At 60.2% G+C, this 17,376-nt stretch carries 9 protein-coding genes and 1 pseudogene; 5 read left to right on the top strand and 5 right to left on the bottom strand.

Translation table 11 applies throughout. The features are described from left to right. Positions 1-196: 196 nt before the first annotated feature. Together BSG20_RS03510 and polA are read right to left on the bottom strand one after the other, a co-directional pair. On the bottom strand, positions 197-2,530 hold the full coding sequence (locus BSG20_RS03510; RefSeq protein ID WP_072371849.1) for a DNA translocase FtsK: 2,334 nt from the start codon (positions 2,528-2,530) through the stop codon (positions 197-199). Between the two features lie 171 nt (positions 2,531-2,701). After that, entirely contained in the window at positions 2,702-5,701 is a 3,000-nt protein-coding gene (polA, locus tag BSG20_RS03505; protein ID WP_072371846.1) for a DNA polymerase I, read from the bottom strand. 423 nt (positions 5,702-6,124) lie between these two features. Between polA and BSG20_RS03500 the strand changes: the two genes are divergently transcribed. Then, positions 6,125-6,541, top strand: a complete 417-nt coding sequence (locus BSG20_RS03500; RefSeq protein WP_016552356.1) for a MarR family winged helix-turn-helix transcriptional regulator — start codon at positions 6,125-6,127, stop codon at positions 6,539-6,541. 7 nt (positions 6,542-6,548) lie between these two features. Here BSG20_RS03500 and BSG20_RS03495 read toward each other — a convergent pair. Continuing rightward, positions 6,549-8,934 (bottom strand): annotated as a pseudogene (locus BSG20_RS03495) (bifunctional diguanylate cyclase/phosphodiesterase). 203 nt (positions 8,935-9,137) lie between these two features. Between BSG20_RS03495 and BSG20_RS03490 the strand changes: the two are divergent. Beyond that, a complete protein-coding gene (locus BSG20_RS03490; protein ID WP_072372006.1) occupies positions 9,138-10,526 on the top strand; it encodes a M20/M25/M40 family metallo-hydrolase in 1,389 nt (462 codons plus the stop codon). Positions 10,527-10,994: 468 nt separating this feature from the next. After that, positions 10,995-11,777, top strand: coding sequence for an SH3 domain-containing protein (locus BSG20_RS03485; RefSeq protein ID WP_072371844.1), 783 nt, complete (start codon positions 10,995-10,997; stop codon positions 11,775-11,777). Positions 11,778-11,959: 182 nt separating this feature from the next. On the opposite strand, the gene BSG20_RS37215 is transcribed toward BSG20_RS03485, so the two are convergent. After that, positions 11,960-12,139 carry a hypothetical protein gene (locus tag BSG20_RS37215; protein WP_072371841.1) on the bottom strand — a complete coding sequence of 60 codons (180 nt, stop codon included), beginning with the start codon at positions 12,137-12,139 and terminating at the stop codon, positions 11,960-11,962. Between the two features lie 168 nt (positions 12,140-12,307). Next, the gene (locus BSG20_RS03475) at positions 12,308-12,637 is read right to left on the bottom strand and encodes a GCG_CRPN prefix-to-repeats domain-containing protein (protein WP_072371838.1); all 330 of its coding nucleotides are present in this window, start codon (positions 12,635-12,637) and stop codon (positions 12,308-12,310) included. A 232-nt stretch (positions 12,638-12,869) separates the two neighbouring features. Between BSG20_RS03475 and BSG20_RS03470 the strand changes: the two genes are divergently transcribed. Further along, positions 12,870-15,215 (top strand): transglycosylase domain-containing protein, encoded by a 2,346-nt coding sequence (locus tag BSG20_RS03470; protein ID WP_072371835.1) that lies wholly within the window; start codon positions 12,870-12,872, stop codon positions 15,213-15,215. Positions 15,216-15,451: 236 nt separating this feature from the next. Beyond that, positions 15,452-17,368 carry a molecular chaperone DnaK gene (gene dnaK / locus BSG20_RS03465; protein WP_072371832.1) on the top strand — a complete coding sequence of 639 codons (1,917 nt, stop codon included), beginning with the start codon at positions 15,452-15,454 and terminating at the stop codon, positions 17,366-17,368. Positions 17,369-17,376 lie beyond the last annotated feature (8 nt).

The following is a 17,376-nucleotide window of genomic DNA, read 5'->3' as shown; positions in this document are numbered from 1 at the left end:
TCAGACGCTCCTGTTGGCCCGGAAGCTCCGGAAACACCGATGCGATCGGACAGGCTTTTACCGCCTGACAATCCCCATCCACCAACACCACCGCCTGCCCATTATCACCCGAGCCATGCCGTCGCGGAGATCTCTCCGGCGCGGGGTTTTCTGTCGTCTGCGGCAGCCGTATCAGGGGCTGCCGCAGACGAAGCGATCACTCGCTCTCGCCGCCGCGCCCCGTTACGATCTCTCTTTTGCCGACATGATTTGCCGGGCCGACGAGGCCTTCCTTCTCCATGCGTTCGACAAGCGAAGCTGCGCGGTTGTAGCCGATACCGAGACGGCGCTGGATGTAGGAGGTCGAGCACTTCTTATCGCGCAGGACGACCTTGACGGCCTTGTCGTAGAGATCGTTGCCGTCCTCGGCCGCCATGTCGCCCTTGTCGAAGACGGCGCTGTCCTCGTCGTCGACCTCTTCCTCTTCGTCTGCCGTGACGGTGTCGAGATATTCCGGCCGACCCTGCGTCTTTAGATGCGCGACGACCTTCTCCACTTCGGTATCCGAAACGAACGGCCCGTGCACGCGGGCAATACGTCCGCCGCCCTGCATATGAAGCATGTCGCCCTGACCGAGCAGCTGCTCCGCGCCCTGTTCGCCAAGGATAGTGCGGCTGTCGATCTTCGACGTCACCTGGAAGGAGATGCGTGTCGGGAAGTTCGCCTTGATGGTGCCGGTGATGACATCGACGGATGGACGCTGAGTGGCCATGATCAGGTGGATGCCGGCGGCGCGCGCCATCTGCGCCAGGCGCTGGATCGCCCCTTCGATTTCCTTGCCGGCGACCATCATCAGATCGGCCATCTCGTCGACGATGACGACGATGTATGGCATCGGCGTCAGGTCCATTTCCTGTTGCTCTTCGATCGGCGCACCGGTGCTTCTGTCGAAGCCGGTCTGAATCATGACGTGGATGGTCTCGCCCTTGTCGCGCGCCTGCGCCACGCGGCTGTTGTAGCCGTCGATGTTGCGCACGCCGAGGCGCGACATTTTGCGATAGCGATCCTCCATCTCGCGCACCGCCCACTTCAGCGCCATGACCGCCTTCTTGGGGTCGGTGACAACAGGCGTCAGCAAATGGGGGATACCGTCGTAGACGGAGAGTTCGAGCATCTTTGGATCGACCATGATCAGGCGGCATTGCTGCGGCGACATCCGGTAGAGCAGCGACAGGATCATCGTGTTGATGGCGACGGACTTGCCCGAACCCGTCGTGCCGGCGACGAGCAGGTGTGGCATCTTCGCGAGCTCGGCGATCACAGGCTCGCCGCCGATCGTCTTGCCGAGGCCGAGCGCCAGCTTGTAGCCGCTCTTCTCGAAATCCTGGCTCTCGATCATCTCGCGGAAATAGACGGTTTCGCGCAGCACGTTCGGCAGTTCGATGCCGATGACATTGCGGCCGGGGACCACCGCAACGCGTGCCGAGAGCGCCGACATCGAACGGGCGATATCGTCGGCCAGGCCGATGACGCGTGAGGATTTGACGCCAGGCGCCGGCTCGAACTCATAAAGCGTGACGACGGGACCGGGGCGGACATGGATGATCTCGCCCTTGATGCCGAAATCCTCAAGTACGCTCTCGAGAAGACCGGCATTCTGCTCCAGCGTCTCCTGCGACATGATCTCGCCAACCCGTTCCGGCGGCTCCTGCAGCAGTGAATGCGGGGGGAATTCATAACCGGAGGCATCGATCCTGGAGGGGACAATCTTCTGCGCAGCAAAACGCGGTGCGGGCGCAAGCGGCTGCGGCGCCTGTGTGCGGACCGGCACCAGAGCGATGGGCTGCGTTTTCGGCTGCACCGCCGACACTTCCTCGACATGGGGCTGCGTTGCGCGGTTGCGTGTCAAAGCAGGGGCTGGCGCAGCCAAAGCCGGGGTGACTGGCGGCGGAACTGCCGCCTGTGCAACAGCTGTTGCGGGCCGTTGCCGGCCAGGCTGCCATTCCAAGATCCGGAACCGGCTGATGATCGAGCCCGGACTGACCTCGGGTCTCGGCAGGCAAACCTGAGGAAGCAAGATCGGTTCGGCCGGAGCTTCCTCGAAGGCCATGACTTCCCAGAACGCGAAGTCAGAGATGGACGCCAGTTCGGTGGATGCGCGGATATGCGTTTCAGCATCGGGCTCGACCGAAATCGCCGGCGACGCAGTTGCAGCCTGCGGCATCTCGTTCACGGCCGGGGTCTCCGGTTCGTAAACGTCGAACGGAACGTTGACGACGACCGGTGCCGGCGGCTGTGCGCTGACACAGATGTCTGCCGCAACGTGTTCCTGTGTCGCAAGAGGCGGCGTGTGAACCGGGAGGACCGGCACGCGTTTGGGATTGATCAGATTCTCGGGCGTGCGGGTGAACCGCACGTTCGGAGCCAGTGAAAAATTGCTCTGCCAGATTGGTGCCGTAGGCTTCTCGCCCGCGTGTTCCTGCAGCTGTTCACCTTCGACTTCCGTGGAAATATCCTCGGCCCCTGTCAGATTGGTTCTAGGAAAGCGCATACGACCGCTACTCACTCATGATTAGCAACTATTACCCGCTTCCGGATTAGGAAATGAAGGTTAATAAGTTCCTTCTGCCTGCGCGGCGTTTCGGCGGGAAAGTACAAGAAAAATGTTTTATATCAATTGCTTGCAAGGTAATGAAAATTTTAATGGATTTTCGACGAAGCGCTAGTGCGCTTCGTCCCAGTTGGTCGCCGAACGCGCATCGACCTTCAGCGGCACGCGCATCTCAAGCGCCGGCATAGTGGCATTTTCCATGACCGAAACGATGATCGGCGTCGCCTTTTCGACGTCAGCATCCTCGACCTCGAAGATCAATTCGTCATGCACCTGCAAGAGCATGCGGACGCGGTCGCCAAGTCCCGCCTCCGCCAGCGCCGGCTCCATCTTGATCATCGCCCGGCGGATAATGTCCGCGGCCGATCCCTGGATCGGGGCGTTGATGGCCGCACGTTCGTTGAAGGCGCGCACCGACGGATTGGAAGAGCGAATCTCCGGATAGTTGATTCGCCGCCCGAAGATCGTTTCGACGTAGCCCTTGTCGCGTGCCATCTGCTTGCGGCTGTCCATGTAATCACGGATGCCGGGGAAGCGCTCGAAGTACTTCTTGATATAGTCGCCCGCTTCCGAGCGTTCGATCGACAGCTGATTGGCAAGACCGAAGGCGGAAATGCCGTAGATGATGCCGAAGTTGATTGCCTTCGCTCGACGCCGCACCTCGGACGGCATGCCCTCGACTGGTACGCTGAACATCTCCGATGCGGTCATGGCATGAATATCGACGCCATCAGCAAAGGCCTGCGTCAGCTGCGGAATCTCGGCGACGTGCGCGAGCACGCGCAGCTCGATTTGGCTATAGTCGGCCGAGATCAGCTTGTGGCCCGGTGCCGAGATGAAGGCGGTGCGGATCTTGCGACCTTCCGCCGTGCGCACGGGGATGTTTTGCAGGTTCGGTTCTGAGGACGAGAGACGACCGGTTGTCGTCGATGCCAGTGAATACGAGGTGTGAACCCGCTTCGTCTCGGGATGGATGTATCCCGGCAGCGCATCCGTGTAGGTCGACTTCAGCTTGGTCAGCTGGCGCCAGTCGACGATCTTACGTGGCAACTCGAAGCCTGCTGCTGCGAGGTCTTCCAAGACGCTTGCCGATGTGGACCACTGGCCGGTTTTCGTCTTGCTGCCGCCGGCGAGCCCCATCTTGCCGAACAGGATGTCGCCCAGCTGCTTCGGCGAGCCGATGGTAAAGCGCCCACCTGCAAGCTTGTAAATCTCATCCTCCAATGCGGCGGCGCCCTGTGCGAGGTCGCCGGACAGACGCGAGAGAATTTGCCTGTCGACGGTGACGCCGCGCGCTTCCATGTGCGCCAGAACAGGAAGCAACGGCCGCTCAAGGCGCTCGTAGACCGTGGTCAGCTTTTCGGCGGCAAGGCGCGGCTTCAAAACGAGCCAGAGCCGCAATGTGATGTCGGCATCTTCGGCGGCATAGTGCGTGGCGCGGTCGATGTCGACGAGGTCGAATGTAATGTTCGACTTACCACTGCCGGCCACGTCCTTATAGGCAATCGGCGTGTGGCCGAGGAACTTCTCCGACAGCGAATCCATTCCGTGCGCCCCGGTTCCAGCGTCCAGCACGTAGGAAATGAGCATCGTATCGTCAAAGTTCTTCGTTTCGACGCCGTAACGCTTCATCAGCAGGTAGTCGTATTTGAGGTTCTGGGCGACCTTCAGGATCGACTCGTCTTCCAGCAGTGCCTTCAGTCGGGGAAGGGCGTCGCGCATCGGAATCTGATTGTCGGCAAGTCCGCCGCCGAGCAGATCGCCGATGCCTGTCTTGTGGCCGATTGGGACATAGGCGGCGCGGATGCTGGTGCCGGTGGGATTCTTGTCGTTTTCGGCAATCGCCATCGAGAATCCGACGAGCTCGGCCTGCATCGCATCGAGCGACGTGGTTTCGGTATCGAAGGCGACCAGTCCCGTGTCGCGCGCATCGGCAAGCCATTTGTCGAGCGTCGCGACATCGCGGATGGTGACGTAGCGCGAATGGTCGAAGGGAAGGGAGGCGAACGCTTCGGCGCGCGCCTTGGCAAGATCGCCTGGCAGGAAAGTGCCTTCACGACCGTTTGCGCCATTCGCTTTCGCGGGAACGGGCACCGAGTCGCCGGCGACGTCGGGAATGCCACCGGCAACCGGCTCCGGCTGGGCGACGTCGAGATCGGGGCCGCGTGCCGCTGCACCCCATTCCACCGGAACGTCGATGGCGTCGATGGCGCTGGCATCACAATCGCAGGCGTCAGCCACGCGCCGCGTCAGCGATGTGAACTGCATTGCCTTCAGGAAGCCGATCAGCTTCGGCCCGTTCTGCGGCTCCAGGATGAGCGCTTCCAGCCCGAGCTCCAGCGGCACGTCCGTGCGCAGCCGCACCAGCTCACGCGACAGGCGGGCCTTGTCGGCGTTTTCGATGATCGCCTGGCGGCGCTTTTCCTGCTTGATTTCCGTCGCACGCTCCAAAAGCGTGTCGAGGTCGCCATACTCAGCCAGAAGCTGCGCAGCTGTCTTAGGGCCGATGCCTGGGATGCCCGGTACGTTGTCGACCGAGTCGCCGGTCATCGCCTGAAGATCGATCATCTTCTCGGGCGGTACGCCCCATTTCTCGATGACATCGGGAATGGCGATCTGCTTGTCCTTCATGCTGTCGTACATGTGGACGTTCGGCGTGACGAGTTGCATCAGATCCTTGTCCGAGGATACGATCGTCACGTCGGCGCCGACCGCTTCGGCCTGGCGAGCATAGGTTGCGATGATGTCGTCGGCCTCGAAACCTTCGGTCTCGATGCACGGCAGGTTGAAGGCGCGCGTCGCGTGGCGGATGAGGCCGAACTGAGGAATGAGTTCATCGGGCGGCGTCGAGCGGTTTGCCTTGTAGGCGTCGTAGAGATCCTTGCGGAACGTCTTTGCCGAATAATCGAAGATGACGGCCAGATGCGTTGGGGTCACGCCAACCGATGTGTCGCGCGCATCGGTCAGGAGTTTCCACAGCATGTTGCAAAATCCCGACACCGCGCCCACCGGCAAACCGTCGGACTTGCGGGTCAGGGGCGGGAGTGCGTGAAAGGCTCGAAAGATGAAACCGGAGCCGTCGACAAGGAAAAGATGATCGCCTTTTTTCATGGCGTCATGGATAGCGCGGCCACCCCGGAAGGTCCATATAAAGTTCCGAGGGCGAAAAGTTTCTGCCTCACCAAACTGTTACTAATTTGTAATAGTCAATCTTTAGCTTTCCCTTGAAAAGCCACATTCGCGATCACAAATGATTAACACCGGCGTTTGATCGTGTTGATCGCGTCGAGGGTCTGATAGCTGGCTTGTCCCCCGCCGCATCGGACTTGGACAAAGGCCTTATCCCCTCTCCGGGCCTTTGTCCCCATTTTAGAGCCGCCATAGCCACACCTCCAGGCTATGGCGGCTTTGTTTTTCTGCACTATCTTCCGACGGACAGCCTGCGATGAATGTATTTGTGGTACATCGCATTCGATTTGTTGAATTGTTTTGTCGAGTATTTGCGCCTAACTGAGAAAAATGGGAATTAATCGTATGGACTCGGGAGCCTATCTTGCCAGCCAGCTGGCCAAGGGCTTCGCTCGTTCGCTGCAGCAGCGCGCGGCGAGGCTCGGCTTTTCGCCAGGGCAATTCCCGGTTCTTCTCGAACTGTGGGCCGAAGACGGGCTCACGCAGAAACAGTTGCTGGCTCGCGTCGATATCGAACAGGCGACCATGGCGAACACGCTTGCACGCATGGCGCGCGACGGGCTGATCGATCGCCGTCCGCATCCGTCCGACAAGCGCGCCCAGCTGATCTTCCTCACGGACAAGGCCAAGGGCATGGAAGACGACGCGATCGAGGCGGCGCGTGAAGCCGACCTCGCGCTCTTTCAGGGCTTCAAAAGCTTCGAACGCGAATTGACCCTTGAATATATCCGCCGTCTTCTAGACAATGCCAAGAAGCTCTGAGTTGGCCCTATTCCGCTGCCGTTATGGTCGTCGCGTTGCAAGGGCGGTCAAACCCGTCTCCGTGCACTGAAAGAAAGTTCTCGCGCGCAGCCAGCTTCACGCTCGGTTCGATATCAGGCTTGCCGAGAAGCAGACCCTGCAACTGTTCGCAGCCTTCCTCGATAACGATCTGGCGCTGGAGTTCCGTTTCGACACCTTCGGTCACAACCTGAATCCCCAGGCTGTGACCAAGGCCGATGATGGCACGGACGATGGAACGGGCGACCGCATCGTGCTCGAGGATGCCTGTGAAGCTCCGGTCCACCTTGATCTTGTGGAAGGGCAGGGCACGCAGGTTCGAAAGTGACGAGAAGCCCGTTCCGAAGTCGTCCATGACGATGCGTACGCCAAGCCCGTGCAGACGCATCAGCGTTGCGATGACATTGCTTCGGTCGCGCTCAAATGCAGCCTCGGTAATTTCCAGCTCCAGCCTGTGAGGCGCCAGACCGGTCTCCTCGAGGATTGCTGCGACCCCTTCGCAGAGGTTCGGAAGCATGAACTGCACCGGCGAGACGTTGACGGCGATCGACAGCGGCTGCGGCCAGCGCGCCGCTTCGGTACAGGCCTGGCGCAGCACCCACTCACCCAGCTGCACGATCACGCCGCTTTCCTCGGCAATGCTGATGAAAACCTCGGGCTCACTCATGCCGTGCCCCGGCCGGTTCCACCGCATCAGTGCTTCATAGCCGGTGATTGAGCCGGTTCTGCTGTCGAGAATCGGCTGGTAATTCACGGATAGCTGGCTGCGCGTCGTCGCGTGCCGCAACTCCGCCTCGATTTGCCGACGGGCGCGGACAGCCTCGTCCATCTCCGCGTCGAAGAAGCAGGCCTTGCTGCGACCAGCATGCTTGGCGCGGTAAAGCGCAGTGTCGGCATTGTCGCTCAGCTCCTGCGCGCTGCTCCCATCCGTGGGATAGATCGCGATGCCGACGCTGGCGCCGACGGCCGTCGGATCGCGGGCGATGTCCATTTCGGCCGCCAGACCGCCAAGGATGAGATCGGCGAGCCTGCGCGCCGCGTCCGGCTGCTGCTTGCCCGTCTGGATGATCGCAAACTCGTCGCCGCCCAGACGGGCAACGGTATCGCCTTCGCCTGCCACGCGCTGCAGGATCGCCGAGACCTTACAGAGATCCGGTCGCCTTCGGCGTGTCCAAAGATGTCGTTGACGGCTTTGAAGCGGTCGAGGTCCAAACAGAAAACGGCAATCTGCGTGCGCTTGCGCTGTGCCAGTTGAAGCGCGTGCCGGATACGCGTGTCGAATAGCGAGCGGTTCGGCAATCCCGTCAAAACATCGTGCTGCGCCAGATGTTCGATCATTTTCTCGGTGCGCTTGCGCTCGGTCAGATCGCGAAGCACGAGAACCTCGCAGTTGCGTCCGCGATAGACCATACGGCGGGCCATGGTTTCCACCGGCATCTCGCGCTCGTCCCTGGTCGTCAGCGGCGTTTCCTGATGGGAGATCGTTGCACGCCCATCCATGCTCATCAGCAAGGAGGCTGGATCAGTCCCGAGCAATTCGGCCAGTTGCCAGCCTGACATTTCCTGGAAGCGCTCATTGGCGTCGACGATTCTCCCTTCGCGCAGGATGAGCAGTCCTTCCATCGACGCGTTTGCAAGGCCTCGCAGATCAGTCAGATGGCTCTCCAGGAACGCCCCGACGAGCGCAACCAGGATCAGCGCTGTCGATATTGCCATGATGATTGCGGCGAGTGTCTTTGGCTCAAGAACCGTTGTCGTCACGTCTCGACCAGCCTGCGGAACGAGAGCGATACTGCTCATGGATGTGAAATGCATCGCGGCGATGGCGAGGACCATGGCGATCGCCGACACGAGCAGTCGCTTCGCGCCGGTCAGTTTCTTGAAAGAGAGAAAGGCAAGGCTGGAAAGCACTGCACCTATCGAGAGAGCAACGAATGTTGCCTGGAGGTTGTAGACGATGTCGACCTGTGCCTCGATCGCCTGCATCCCCGTCAGGTGCATCGACCCGATGCCCAGCGCCATCAAGACGCCACCCGAGACGAAAGAATAATCGCTCGCTCCCCGGAGGCGACAAGAATCGCCAACCAGGAAACGCATATGGCGAACACGACGGAGAGCGCCGTCAGGCCGAGCCCGTAGGTGATCGTAAAGCCACCATCGTAGGCGAGCATTGAGATGAAATGTGTGGCCCAGATGCCGACGCCGCAGGCAAATGCCGAAGCCATGATCCAGTTTCGTTGCTGCCCAAGATCGCATTCACGGGCGCGCGACAGAAGCAGCATCGAGGCAAGGTTGCCGATGAGGCAAACGATGACCGCGGCAATGATCAGGCGCCAGTCATGGTTGTCGCGAATGCAGGTGACCACAGAGAACATATCTCACCTCGAACAACGATTGGCGACAGATTATTTAGGCTCTCCTAAATAACTGTAAATTGTATCTGCGATTTCATGCCCTCATCTTCCGGTATCCATGAGCTTTGTTCTTTTTCAACGGAGACTTTTTCCCCGGTCTTTTTCGCCTCGAAAGCGATCGACCTTTGGTCTATCGTCCCGCGGAATTTCGAAAGGAGTCGAAAATGACCGATGTTATGCCAGTGCTTTCGCGCGCGGACCAGAATTTGCCATCAAGCCTCGACAAGCTGTTCGAACTCTTGCGGATCAAATCCATCTCCACCGACCCGGCCTACAGGGCCGAGTGCCGCAAGGCGGCCGAATGGCTGGTTTCCTATCTCAAGACGCTGGGGTTCGATGCTTCCGTGCGCGACACGCCCGGTCATCCCATGGTTGTCGCCCATCACGCCGCTGCGAGCGCCGACGCGCCGCATGTGCTGTTTTATGGTCACTACGACGTGCAGCCGGTCGATCCCATTGAACTCTGGGAGAACGATCCTTTCGAGCCGTCGATCAAAGATCTAGGCAACGGCCGGAAGATCCTCACCGGTCGCGGTACCGCCGACGACAAGGGCCAGTTGATGACCTTCGTGGAGGCCTGCCGTGCGTATAAGGAAATCAATGGTGGGTTGCCCTGCCGCATCACCATCCTCTTCGAGGGCGAAGAGGAGTCGGGCTCGCCTTCGCTGAAGCCATTCCTTGACGCCAACGCCGTGGAATTGAAGGCGGACTACGCACTCGTTTGCGACACCGGCATGTGGGATCGTGATACGCCGGCGATTGCCGCAGCGCTTCGTGGTCTCGTCGGGGAGGAGGTCGTCGTAACCGCGGCCGATCGCGATCTGCATTCCGGCCTCTTCGGCGGTGCGGCGGCAAACCCGATTCACATCCTGACTGCCGCGCTTGCCGGACTGCATGATGAAACCGGCCGCATCAGCCTTGAAGGTTTCTATGACGGCGTCGAGGAAACCCCCGCCAATATCAAGGCATCCTGGGAAACTCTCGGCAAGACGGCGGAGACCTTCCTCGGCGAGGTCGGTCTGTCGATCCCCTCTGGCGAAAAGGGCCGGTCGGTCCTTGAGCTGACATGGGCGCGTCCGACTGCCGAGATCAACGGCATCTGGGGCGGCTATACCGGCGAGGGCTTCAAGACGGTGATTGCAGCCAAGGCCTCTGCCAAGGTTTCCTTCCGCCTCGTCGGCACGCAGGATCCGGATGCTGTCCGGGAAAGCTTCCGCCGCTACATCAGCTCGAAAATCCCCGCGGATTGCTCGGTCGAGTTCCATCCGCATGGCGGATCGCCGGCCATCCACCTCTCCTATGATTCTCCGGTGCTGACGAAGGCCAAGAATGCGCTTTCTGACGAGTGGCCGAAGCCAGCCGTTGTGATCGGCATGGGCGGATCGATCCCGATCGTCGGCGACTTCCAGAAGATGCTCGGCATGGAGTCGTTGCTCGTCGGCTTCGGTCTCAGCGACGACCGCATTCACTCGCCGAACGAGAAGTACGAACTCGTCTCCTACCATAAGGGTATCCGTTCCTGGATTCGCATCCTGGACGCGCTGGCCAAGTAACAGGCAGGAAAGGCGTTCTCATTCGAACGCCAGAAAGACAAAAAGGCCGGAACAAACCGGCCTTTCGTCATCCGCTCCACTTCGATGCCAGTACATCCGTGGTCAAGGAGGAAGCGAATGTTGCAGCCAAGGTGATCTGGAAAGGTTAACGATTGGTTAACGGCAGAGCCACGGCCAGATCGATGGAAGCGGCAACGTTGCTTGCGCGCACAGCGTTCCATCAGCTGCAATATGTTGGCCGTCATGTCGCAATGCGGCGGCCGTCTTTCAAGTAGGGCAATGCTTTTCGAGGCTTTCTCTCGTTCAACTTGGGTTCATCCGAGCGGACTACAAATCATTGAAAGAAAAAGGTGATTGAGCCGAGATCGGCGCCGGGCGGCGAATGCCTACACCAGGCGCGAGATAGGTTGGCACCCTTTCGGAAAACGCCGGCAGCACGGTTGCCTGCGTCGTCCAAGGAGTTGAAACGTGAAGTCCATAATGTTGAAGACCACCGCGGCGGCCGCGCTTTTACTCGCACCGGCGATTGCTGAGGCAGCCGAGGGATTTGCGACAGCCAACGTCAACATGCGGGCCGGACCGAGCACGCAATATCCCGCCGTAACCGTGATTCCCGCCGGCGAATCGGTAGAGATCCATGGTTGCCTCGCGGATGTGCCGTGGTGCGATGTGGAATTCTATGGTGGTCGCGGCTGGGTCGCCGGTCGCTATGTCCAGGCACTCTATCAGAGCCGGCGCGTCTACGTCGGGCCAGAATACTACCGCCCCCTCGGAATTCCGACCGTGGTCTTCAGCGTCGGAAACTACTGGGATCGCAACTACCGCAATCGCGATTTCTATCGCGACCGCGATCGTTGGCGCCGTAACCCCGTCTATGATCGCCCGCCCGCTATCGTTCGCCCAGTACGCCCCCCGGAATTCGACCGAAATCCTACACCCGGTCGCCCACGGCCTGATTTTGACCGGGGACCCGACCCGCGGCCGGACTTTAGTCGCGGCCCGGATCGCAGGCCCGACGGAAGCCGCAGGCCGGACCGTCGCCCCGAGCAAGGCTCATCACCTACTCGGCAGCCAGATTTCGACCGCGGCCCCGGCCGTCAGGATTTTCAGGGACGGCCCAGTGACTATCGTCGAGACTTCCAGCGACCGCCGCAGCGCAACGATGACGCAAATCAGCGTCGCGGCGGCGATGGGCGTCGGGGGCCGCCTCCTTGCCAGCCGGGTGATCCGGCCTGCGGCAACCAACAGTGATGAATCCGGACGGTTGCAAGGCCGCCCTTCTTGCAGCCGACATGAGAAGGCCCGGCGCTCTGGGAGAGACACCGGGCCTGATCGTGGTCGGCACGTTTGAGGGGAGACGGCCGACCCGTAGCGAAACGTGTAGGGCGTGTTTCGCTACGGAATTAATTCACTAGTTCGCTAATGGTTCCCTGCTACCAGAGAGAAACACTCTGCCGACAGACGAGCAGCTCGCGCATCTCTGCGAACGGGCCGTGCAGCATCTTCAGGCGGCTTTCTTCCATCTTTGTCAGCCGGTAGCGGCGCGCAAACTCATGCACGCTCCAGACTTCGCGCAGCTTGAATTCTTCGATATTGCTAATGTCGATGCTGATAAATGCCTACATTTGCGCGCTCTGCGCTAATCCTAGGCGCAATTCGACGTGCTATATGTCAGATTTGTGACGGTGGCAACGAATGGCAGCTATGCCAAAAAAACGTGGCTTGATAAGCTAAATGAAGCAAAGCCCGGGCCGTGTGGCGCCGGGCTTTGCTGATCTTTATCAGCGCCAATCGCTGTCACGTCCACGCACCCACGGCGGCGGACGATCCCATCCGTAGGATCGCTCATAGCGCCAACCATAGCGGGGCGGGGGGCCGCGCCATCCATAGCGGCGGTCGTCGCGCCATCCGTAGCGCGGTGGCGGCGGCCGGTTCCAGTTCGGTCGGCAATTTCCCCACCGAGTGAGATGATAGCCGCGACCGCAAGCATAATCGACAAGTACCGTATTCTTGGCCGCAGCGCCGTTTACCGGCGCGACCGGCATCGCTTCAGCCGCGGAAACGCCAAATCCACAAATGGCGATCGCGGCTGCAATCATTCTCATACGCATCTCTGCACCTCTGTTATGCAAGTCCCTTGCACGTGGATTAGAGAGCCAGTTGCGTGAACGGGGGCTGAACCAAATTTGACATTGTTGGGGCAATCGTTGGCCCCTTCTAACCACGTCTTAACCACCCCTTAAATCGCCGCATTTAAAGTTCAACCGACTGGAGAACCGTTTGGCAAAACGCGGTTTCTGCGATCTTGCAGTTAGAGCGAAGATGGGGTGCACCGGGTACTAGATGGCGGGCCGAGGCAAATCACGCGACAGGATCGAACCTTCTTTCAGCGGCCGCGACGACCGCGACGATGATGACGATTTCTCGCTCGATGCCGACGACCGTGTGGTGCGTGGACGCTCGAGCAAGCGGGTGGCTTCAAAATCGTCTCGCACACGGCAACCCGAGAGACGCAGGCGCGGCCGCCGGGAACGCGAAGGCGGAAGCTTCTTCGGCTTCATCCGTCTTATTGTCTACTGGTGTATCGTTTTTGGCATCTGGGCCGGCATCGGCATTGCCGGCCTCGTCGTCTACTACGGGTCGCGCATGCCAAGCGCCAGCACCTGGGCCATTCCCGAGCGCCCCCCGAACGTCAAGATCACTGCGGTCGATGGCAGCGTCATCGCCAATCGCGGCACGACAGGCGGCGAAGCGATCGCGCTCGAAGACATGTCGCCATACATTCCCGAAGCGATCGTCGCCATCGAAGACCGCCGCTTCTATTCGCATTTCGGCGTCGATCCGATTGGCCTCGCACGCGCCTTCGTCACCAACCTGACGACCGGGCACATGGTCCAGGGCGGTTCGACGCTGACGCAGCAGCTTGCAAAGAACCTCTTCCTATCGCCGGAGCGCACGCTCGAGCGCAAGGTGCAGGAAGTCCTGCTGGCGCTTTGGCTGGAGCAGAAATATACCAAGGATCAGATCCTTGCCATGTATCTCAATCGCGTCTTTTTCGGATCGAACGCCTACGGCGTCGAAGCTGCCTCGCGCCGCTACTTCAACAAGTCCGCACGCGATGTGAACCTTGGCGAAGCCGCTCTGCTAGCTGGCCTTGTTAAGGCGCCGTCGCGCCTTTCGCCGGCGCGCGATCCGCAAGCGGCGAACGCCCGTGCGCAGGTCGTGCTGCAGACGATGCGGGATCAGGGCTACATCACCGATGACGAAGTGAAGACCGCGATGTCGCAGACGCCGGCCAAGGCGAAGCGCTATTGGTCGGGCGCCGGGCACTATGTGGCGGATATGGTCATGGACCAGCTGCCCGGCCTGATTGGCGACGTCAAGGAGGACATCGTCGTCGATACGACGATTGACAAGACGCTGGAGAAGCGAGCCGAGCAGTCGCTGAACGACGTGTTGGGCAAGGATGGTGCCAAGCTCGACGCCTCGCAGGCTGCGTTGGTCTCACTCGACGGGACCGGCGCAATCCGCGCGCTCGTCGGCGGCAGGGACTATGCCGACAGCCAGTTCAATCGCGCGGTCACGGCCAAGCGGCAGCCGGGTTCATCCTTCAAGCCTTTCGTTTATGCGGCGGCGCTGGAAAAGGGCCTGACGCCCTTCTCCGTATTCAATGATGCGCCGATCCGCATCGGCGATTGGACGCCCGAGAACTACGAGAAGAAGTATAATGGCGAAGTGACACTTGCGGCGGCCCTTGCAAAGTCGCTGAACACCGTCGCCGCCCAGCTCGTCATCTATGATGGTCCGGACCAGGTCATCAAGCTGGCACACCGTCTCGGCATCGAATCGGAACTGCAGCCCAATGCCTCTATTGCGCTCGGCACGTCGGAAGTGTCGTTGACCGAGCTCACAGGCGCCTATGCAGCGTTCATGAACGGCGGCTACAAGGCAACGCCGCACGTGATCCGGCGCGTGACGACGGCTGACGGCAGCAAAGTTCTCTATGAGAACACCTACGACAACCCGCCCCGTGTGCTGTCGGAAGCCATTGCCGCCAACATGAACACGATGATGATGGGCGTCATCAACCAGGGAACGGGAAAAAGTGCCAAGCTTTCCGGTTGGCAGGCAGCCGGCAAGACCGGCACCACCCAGAATTCCCGCGACGCGCTCTTCGTTGGCTTCACCAGCAACCTGACCACCGGCGTGTGGTTCGGCAACGACGATGGCAAGCCGATGAAAAAGGTGACAGGCGGCGGGTTGCCGGCCAAGGCATGGCAGGAGTTCATGGTCGCAGCCCACAAAGGTCTGTCGCCGGCACCGCTGTTCGGCAACGGGCAGTTTATGGCAGATCCGGCCAATTCTGGCTTCGGCGATCAGCCGATGGCGTCTGCCGAGCCCGGCGTGGCGCCGCCGCTTGAGGAGCCGACGACGATTGGCAGCATCCTTTCTGGTGTCTTTGGCGAATCGACCGATGTGAGCGGGCGTTATCCACAGGCGCCCGACCGGCCAAAACGGCAGCCGATGGCCCCGACCCATGGCGGCCCGATCCCTCCCGCCGATGTCGCTCAGGATGGTGGCTACGGGGACGGCGATGCGCTTCCGCCGGGCGATATTGGCGAGCCTGAACCGTCGCCGGGCGGTCGTCCGAGACGGACGACTCTCCTCGACCTGATTATGGGACAATAGTCAACGCGTTTTGGCCAGGAAAACGCGATCTTCCTATGCCCGTCAAAATTAATTGTTGGGCGCTTGTTTTGCCTGTTTTCTGGCTGGTTCTCGCCTTGCAGTCCCGAAAACCGCTCCTTATATACGCGGCATCACCGCAATCACGATTGCGTTAATCTTAAAGACCCATCCCGTAAGGGGCTGTCAGGGAAATGCCTTCTCGGGGTTCCGACAGCTTGCTTCAAGGAGAGAATGACATGGCAAAAGTAATTGGTATCGACCTCGGAACGACAAATTCCTGCGTCGCGGTCATGGACGGCAAAGACGCAAAGGTCATTGAGAATGCGGAAGGTGCGCGCACGACCCCTTCCATGGTGGCATTTTCTGACGATGGCGAACGCCTCGTCGGCCAGCCGGCCAAGCGCCAGGCCGTCACCAACCCCACGAACACCCTCTTCGCAGTAAAGCGCCTGATTGGCCGCCGCTACGAGGATCCGACCGTTGAGAAGGACAAGAGCCTCGTCCCCTTCCATATCGTCAAGGGAGACAATGGCGACGCATGGGTCGAGGCCCAGGGCAAGTCCTATTCTCCGGCACAAATCTCCGCGATGATCCTTCAGAAGATGAAGGAAACCGCCGAATCCTATCTCGGTGAAAAGGTCGAGAAGGCCGTTATCACCGTTCCTGCATACTTCAACGACGCACAGCGCCAGGCAACCAAGGATGCCGGCAAGATCGCTGGCCTCGAAGTTCTGCGCATTATCAACGAGCCGACGGCAGCTGCACTCGCCTACGGTCTCGACAAGAAGGATGGCAAGACCATTGCCGTTTACGACCTTGGTGGCGGTACCTTCGATATCTCGATCCTCGAAATCGGTGACGGCGTCTTCGAAGTGAAGTCGACCAATGGCGATACCTTCCTCGGCGGTGAAGACTTCGACATGCGTCTCGTCGAATATCTCGTTGCCGAATTCAAGAAGGACAACGGCATCGACCTCAAGGGCGACAAGCTTGCTCTGCAGCGCCTCAAGGAAGCTGCTGAAAAGGCGAAGATCGAACTGTCGTCCGCCCAGCAGACCGAAATCAACCTGCCGTTCATCACGGCTGATGCGACCGGCCCGAAACACCTGACGCTGAAGCTGACGCGCGCCAAGCTCGAAAGCTTGGTAGATGATCTGGTCCAGCGTACGATCGCACCGTGCAAGGCAGCTCTGAAGGATGCAGGCGTCACGCCTGCTGAAATCGATGAAGTCGTTCTCGTTGGCGGCATGAGCCGCATGCCGAAGGTCCAGGAAGTCGTCAAGCAGCTGTTCGGCAAGGAACCCCACAAGGGCGTCAACCCTGACGAAGTCGTGGCACTCGGCGCAGCCATTCAGGCCGGTGTTCTGCAGGGCGACGTCAAGGACGTTCTGCTTCTCGACGTAACCCCGCTGTCCCTCGGTATCGAGACCCTTGGTGGCGTCTTTACGCGTCTGATCGAGCGTAACACCACGATCCCGACGAAGAAGTCGCAGACCTTCTCGACCGCCGACGACAACCAGCAGGCCGTCACCATCCGCGTTTCGCAGGGCGAGCGTGAAATGGCTGCCGACAACAAGTTGCTCGGCCAGTTCGACCTCGTTGGCCTGCCGCCGGCACCGCGGGGCGTTCCGCAGATCGAGGTCACCTTCGATATCGACGCCAACGGCATCGTTCAGGTTTCGGCCAAGGACAAGGGCACCGGCAAGGAACAGCAGATCCGCATCCAGGCCTCGGGTGGTCTCTCCGACGCCGACATCGAGAAGATGGTCAAGGACGCCGAAGCCAATGCTGAAGCCGACAAGAAGCGTCGCGAAGGCGTGGAAGCCAAGAACCAGGCCGAAAGCCTGATTCACTCCACGGAAAAGTCGCTGAAGGATTACGGCGACAAGGTCTCTGAGGCCGACCGCACTGCGATCTCCGACGCGATCGCTGCTCTGAAGTCTGCCGTCGAAGCAACCGAGCCGGATGCTGAAGACATCAAGGCAAAGACCCAGACCCTCATGGAAGTTTCCATGAAGCTCGGTCAGGCGATTTATGAAGCCCAGCAGGCGGAAGCCGGCTCTGCGGACGCTTCGGCGGAAGGCGGCGATGACAATGTCGTCGATGCCGACTACGAAGAAGTCAAGGACGACGACCGCAAGAAGTCCGCTTAAGCGAGGCG

Origin of the sequence: Rhizobium tibeticum, from assembly GCF_900110205.1 — a bacterium.
In the GTDB taxonomy this organism is placed as follows: domain Bacteria; phylum Pseudomonadota; class Alphaproteobacteria; order Rhizobiales; family Rhizobiaceae; genus Rhizobium; species Rhizobium tibeticum.
The sequence above is the reverse complement of the archived record's forward strand: the minus strand, read 5'-3'. Positions and strand labels throughout refer to the sequence as shown.

Coding starts and splice junctions, on each gene's coding strand:
- BSG20_RS03510 (WP_072371849.1), bottom strand. CDS start 2,530: ATGCGCTTTCCTAGAACCAATCTGACAGGGGCCGAGGATATTTCCACG.
- polA (WP_072371846.1), bottom strand. CDS start 5,701: ATGAAAAAAGGCGATCATCTTTTCCTTGTCGACGGCTCCGGTTTCATC.
- BSG20_RS03500 (WP_016552356.1), top strand. CDS start 6,125: ATGGACTCGGGAGCCTATCTTGCCAGCCAGCTGGCCAAGGGCTTCGCT.
- BSG20_RS03490 (WP_072372006.1), top strand. CDS start 9,138: ATGACCGATGTTATGCCAGTGCTTTCGCGCGCGGACCAGAATTTGCCA.
- BSG20_RS03475 (WP_072371838.1), bottom strand. CDS start 12,637: ATGCGTATGAGAATGATTGCAGCCGCGATCGCCATTTGTGGATTTGGC.
- BSG20_RS03470 (WP_072371835.1), top strand. CDS start 12,870: ATGGCGGGCCGAGGCAAATCACGCGACAGGATCGAACCTTCTTTCAGC.
- dnaK (WP_072371832.1), top strand. CDS start 15,452: ATGGCAAAAGTAATTGGTATCGACCTCGGAACGACAAATTCCTGCGTC.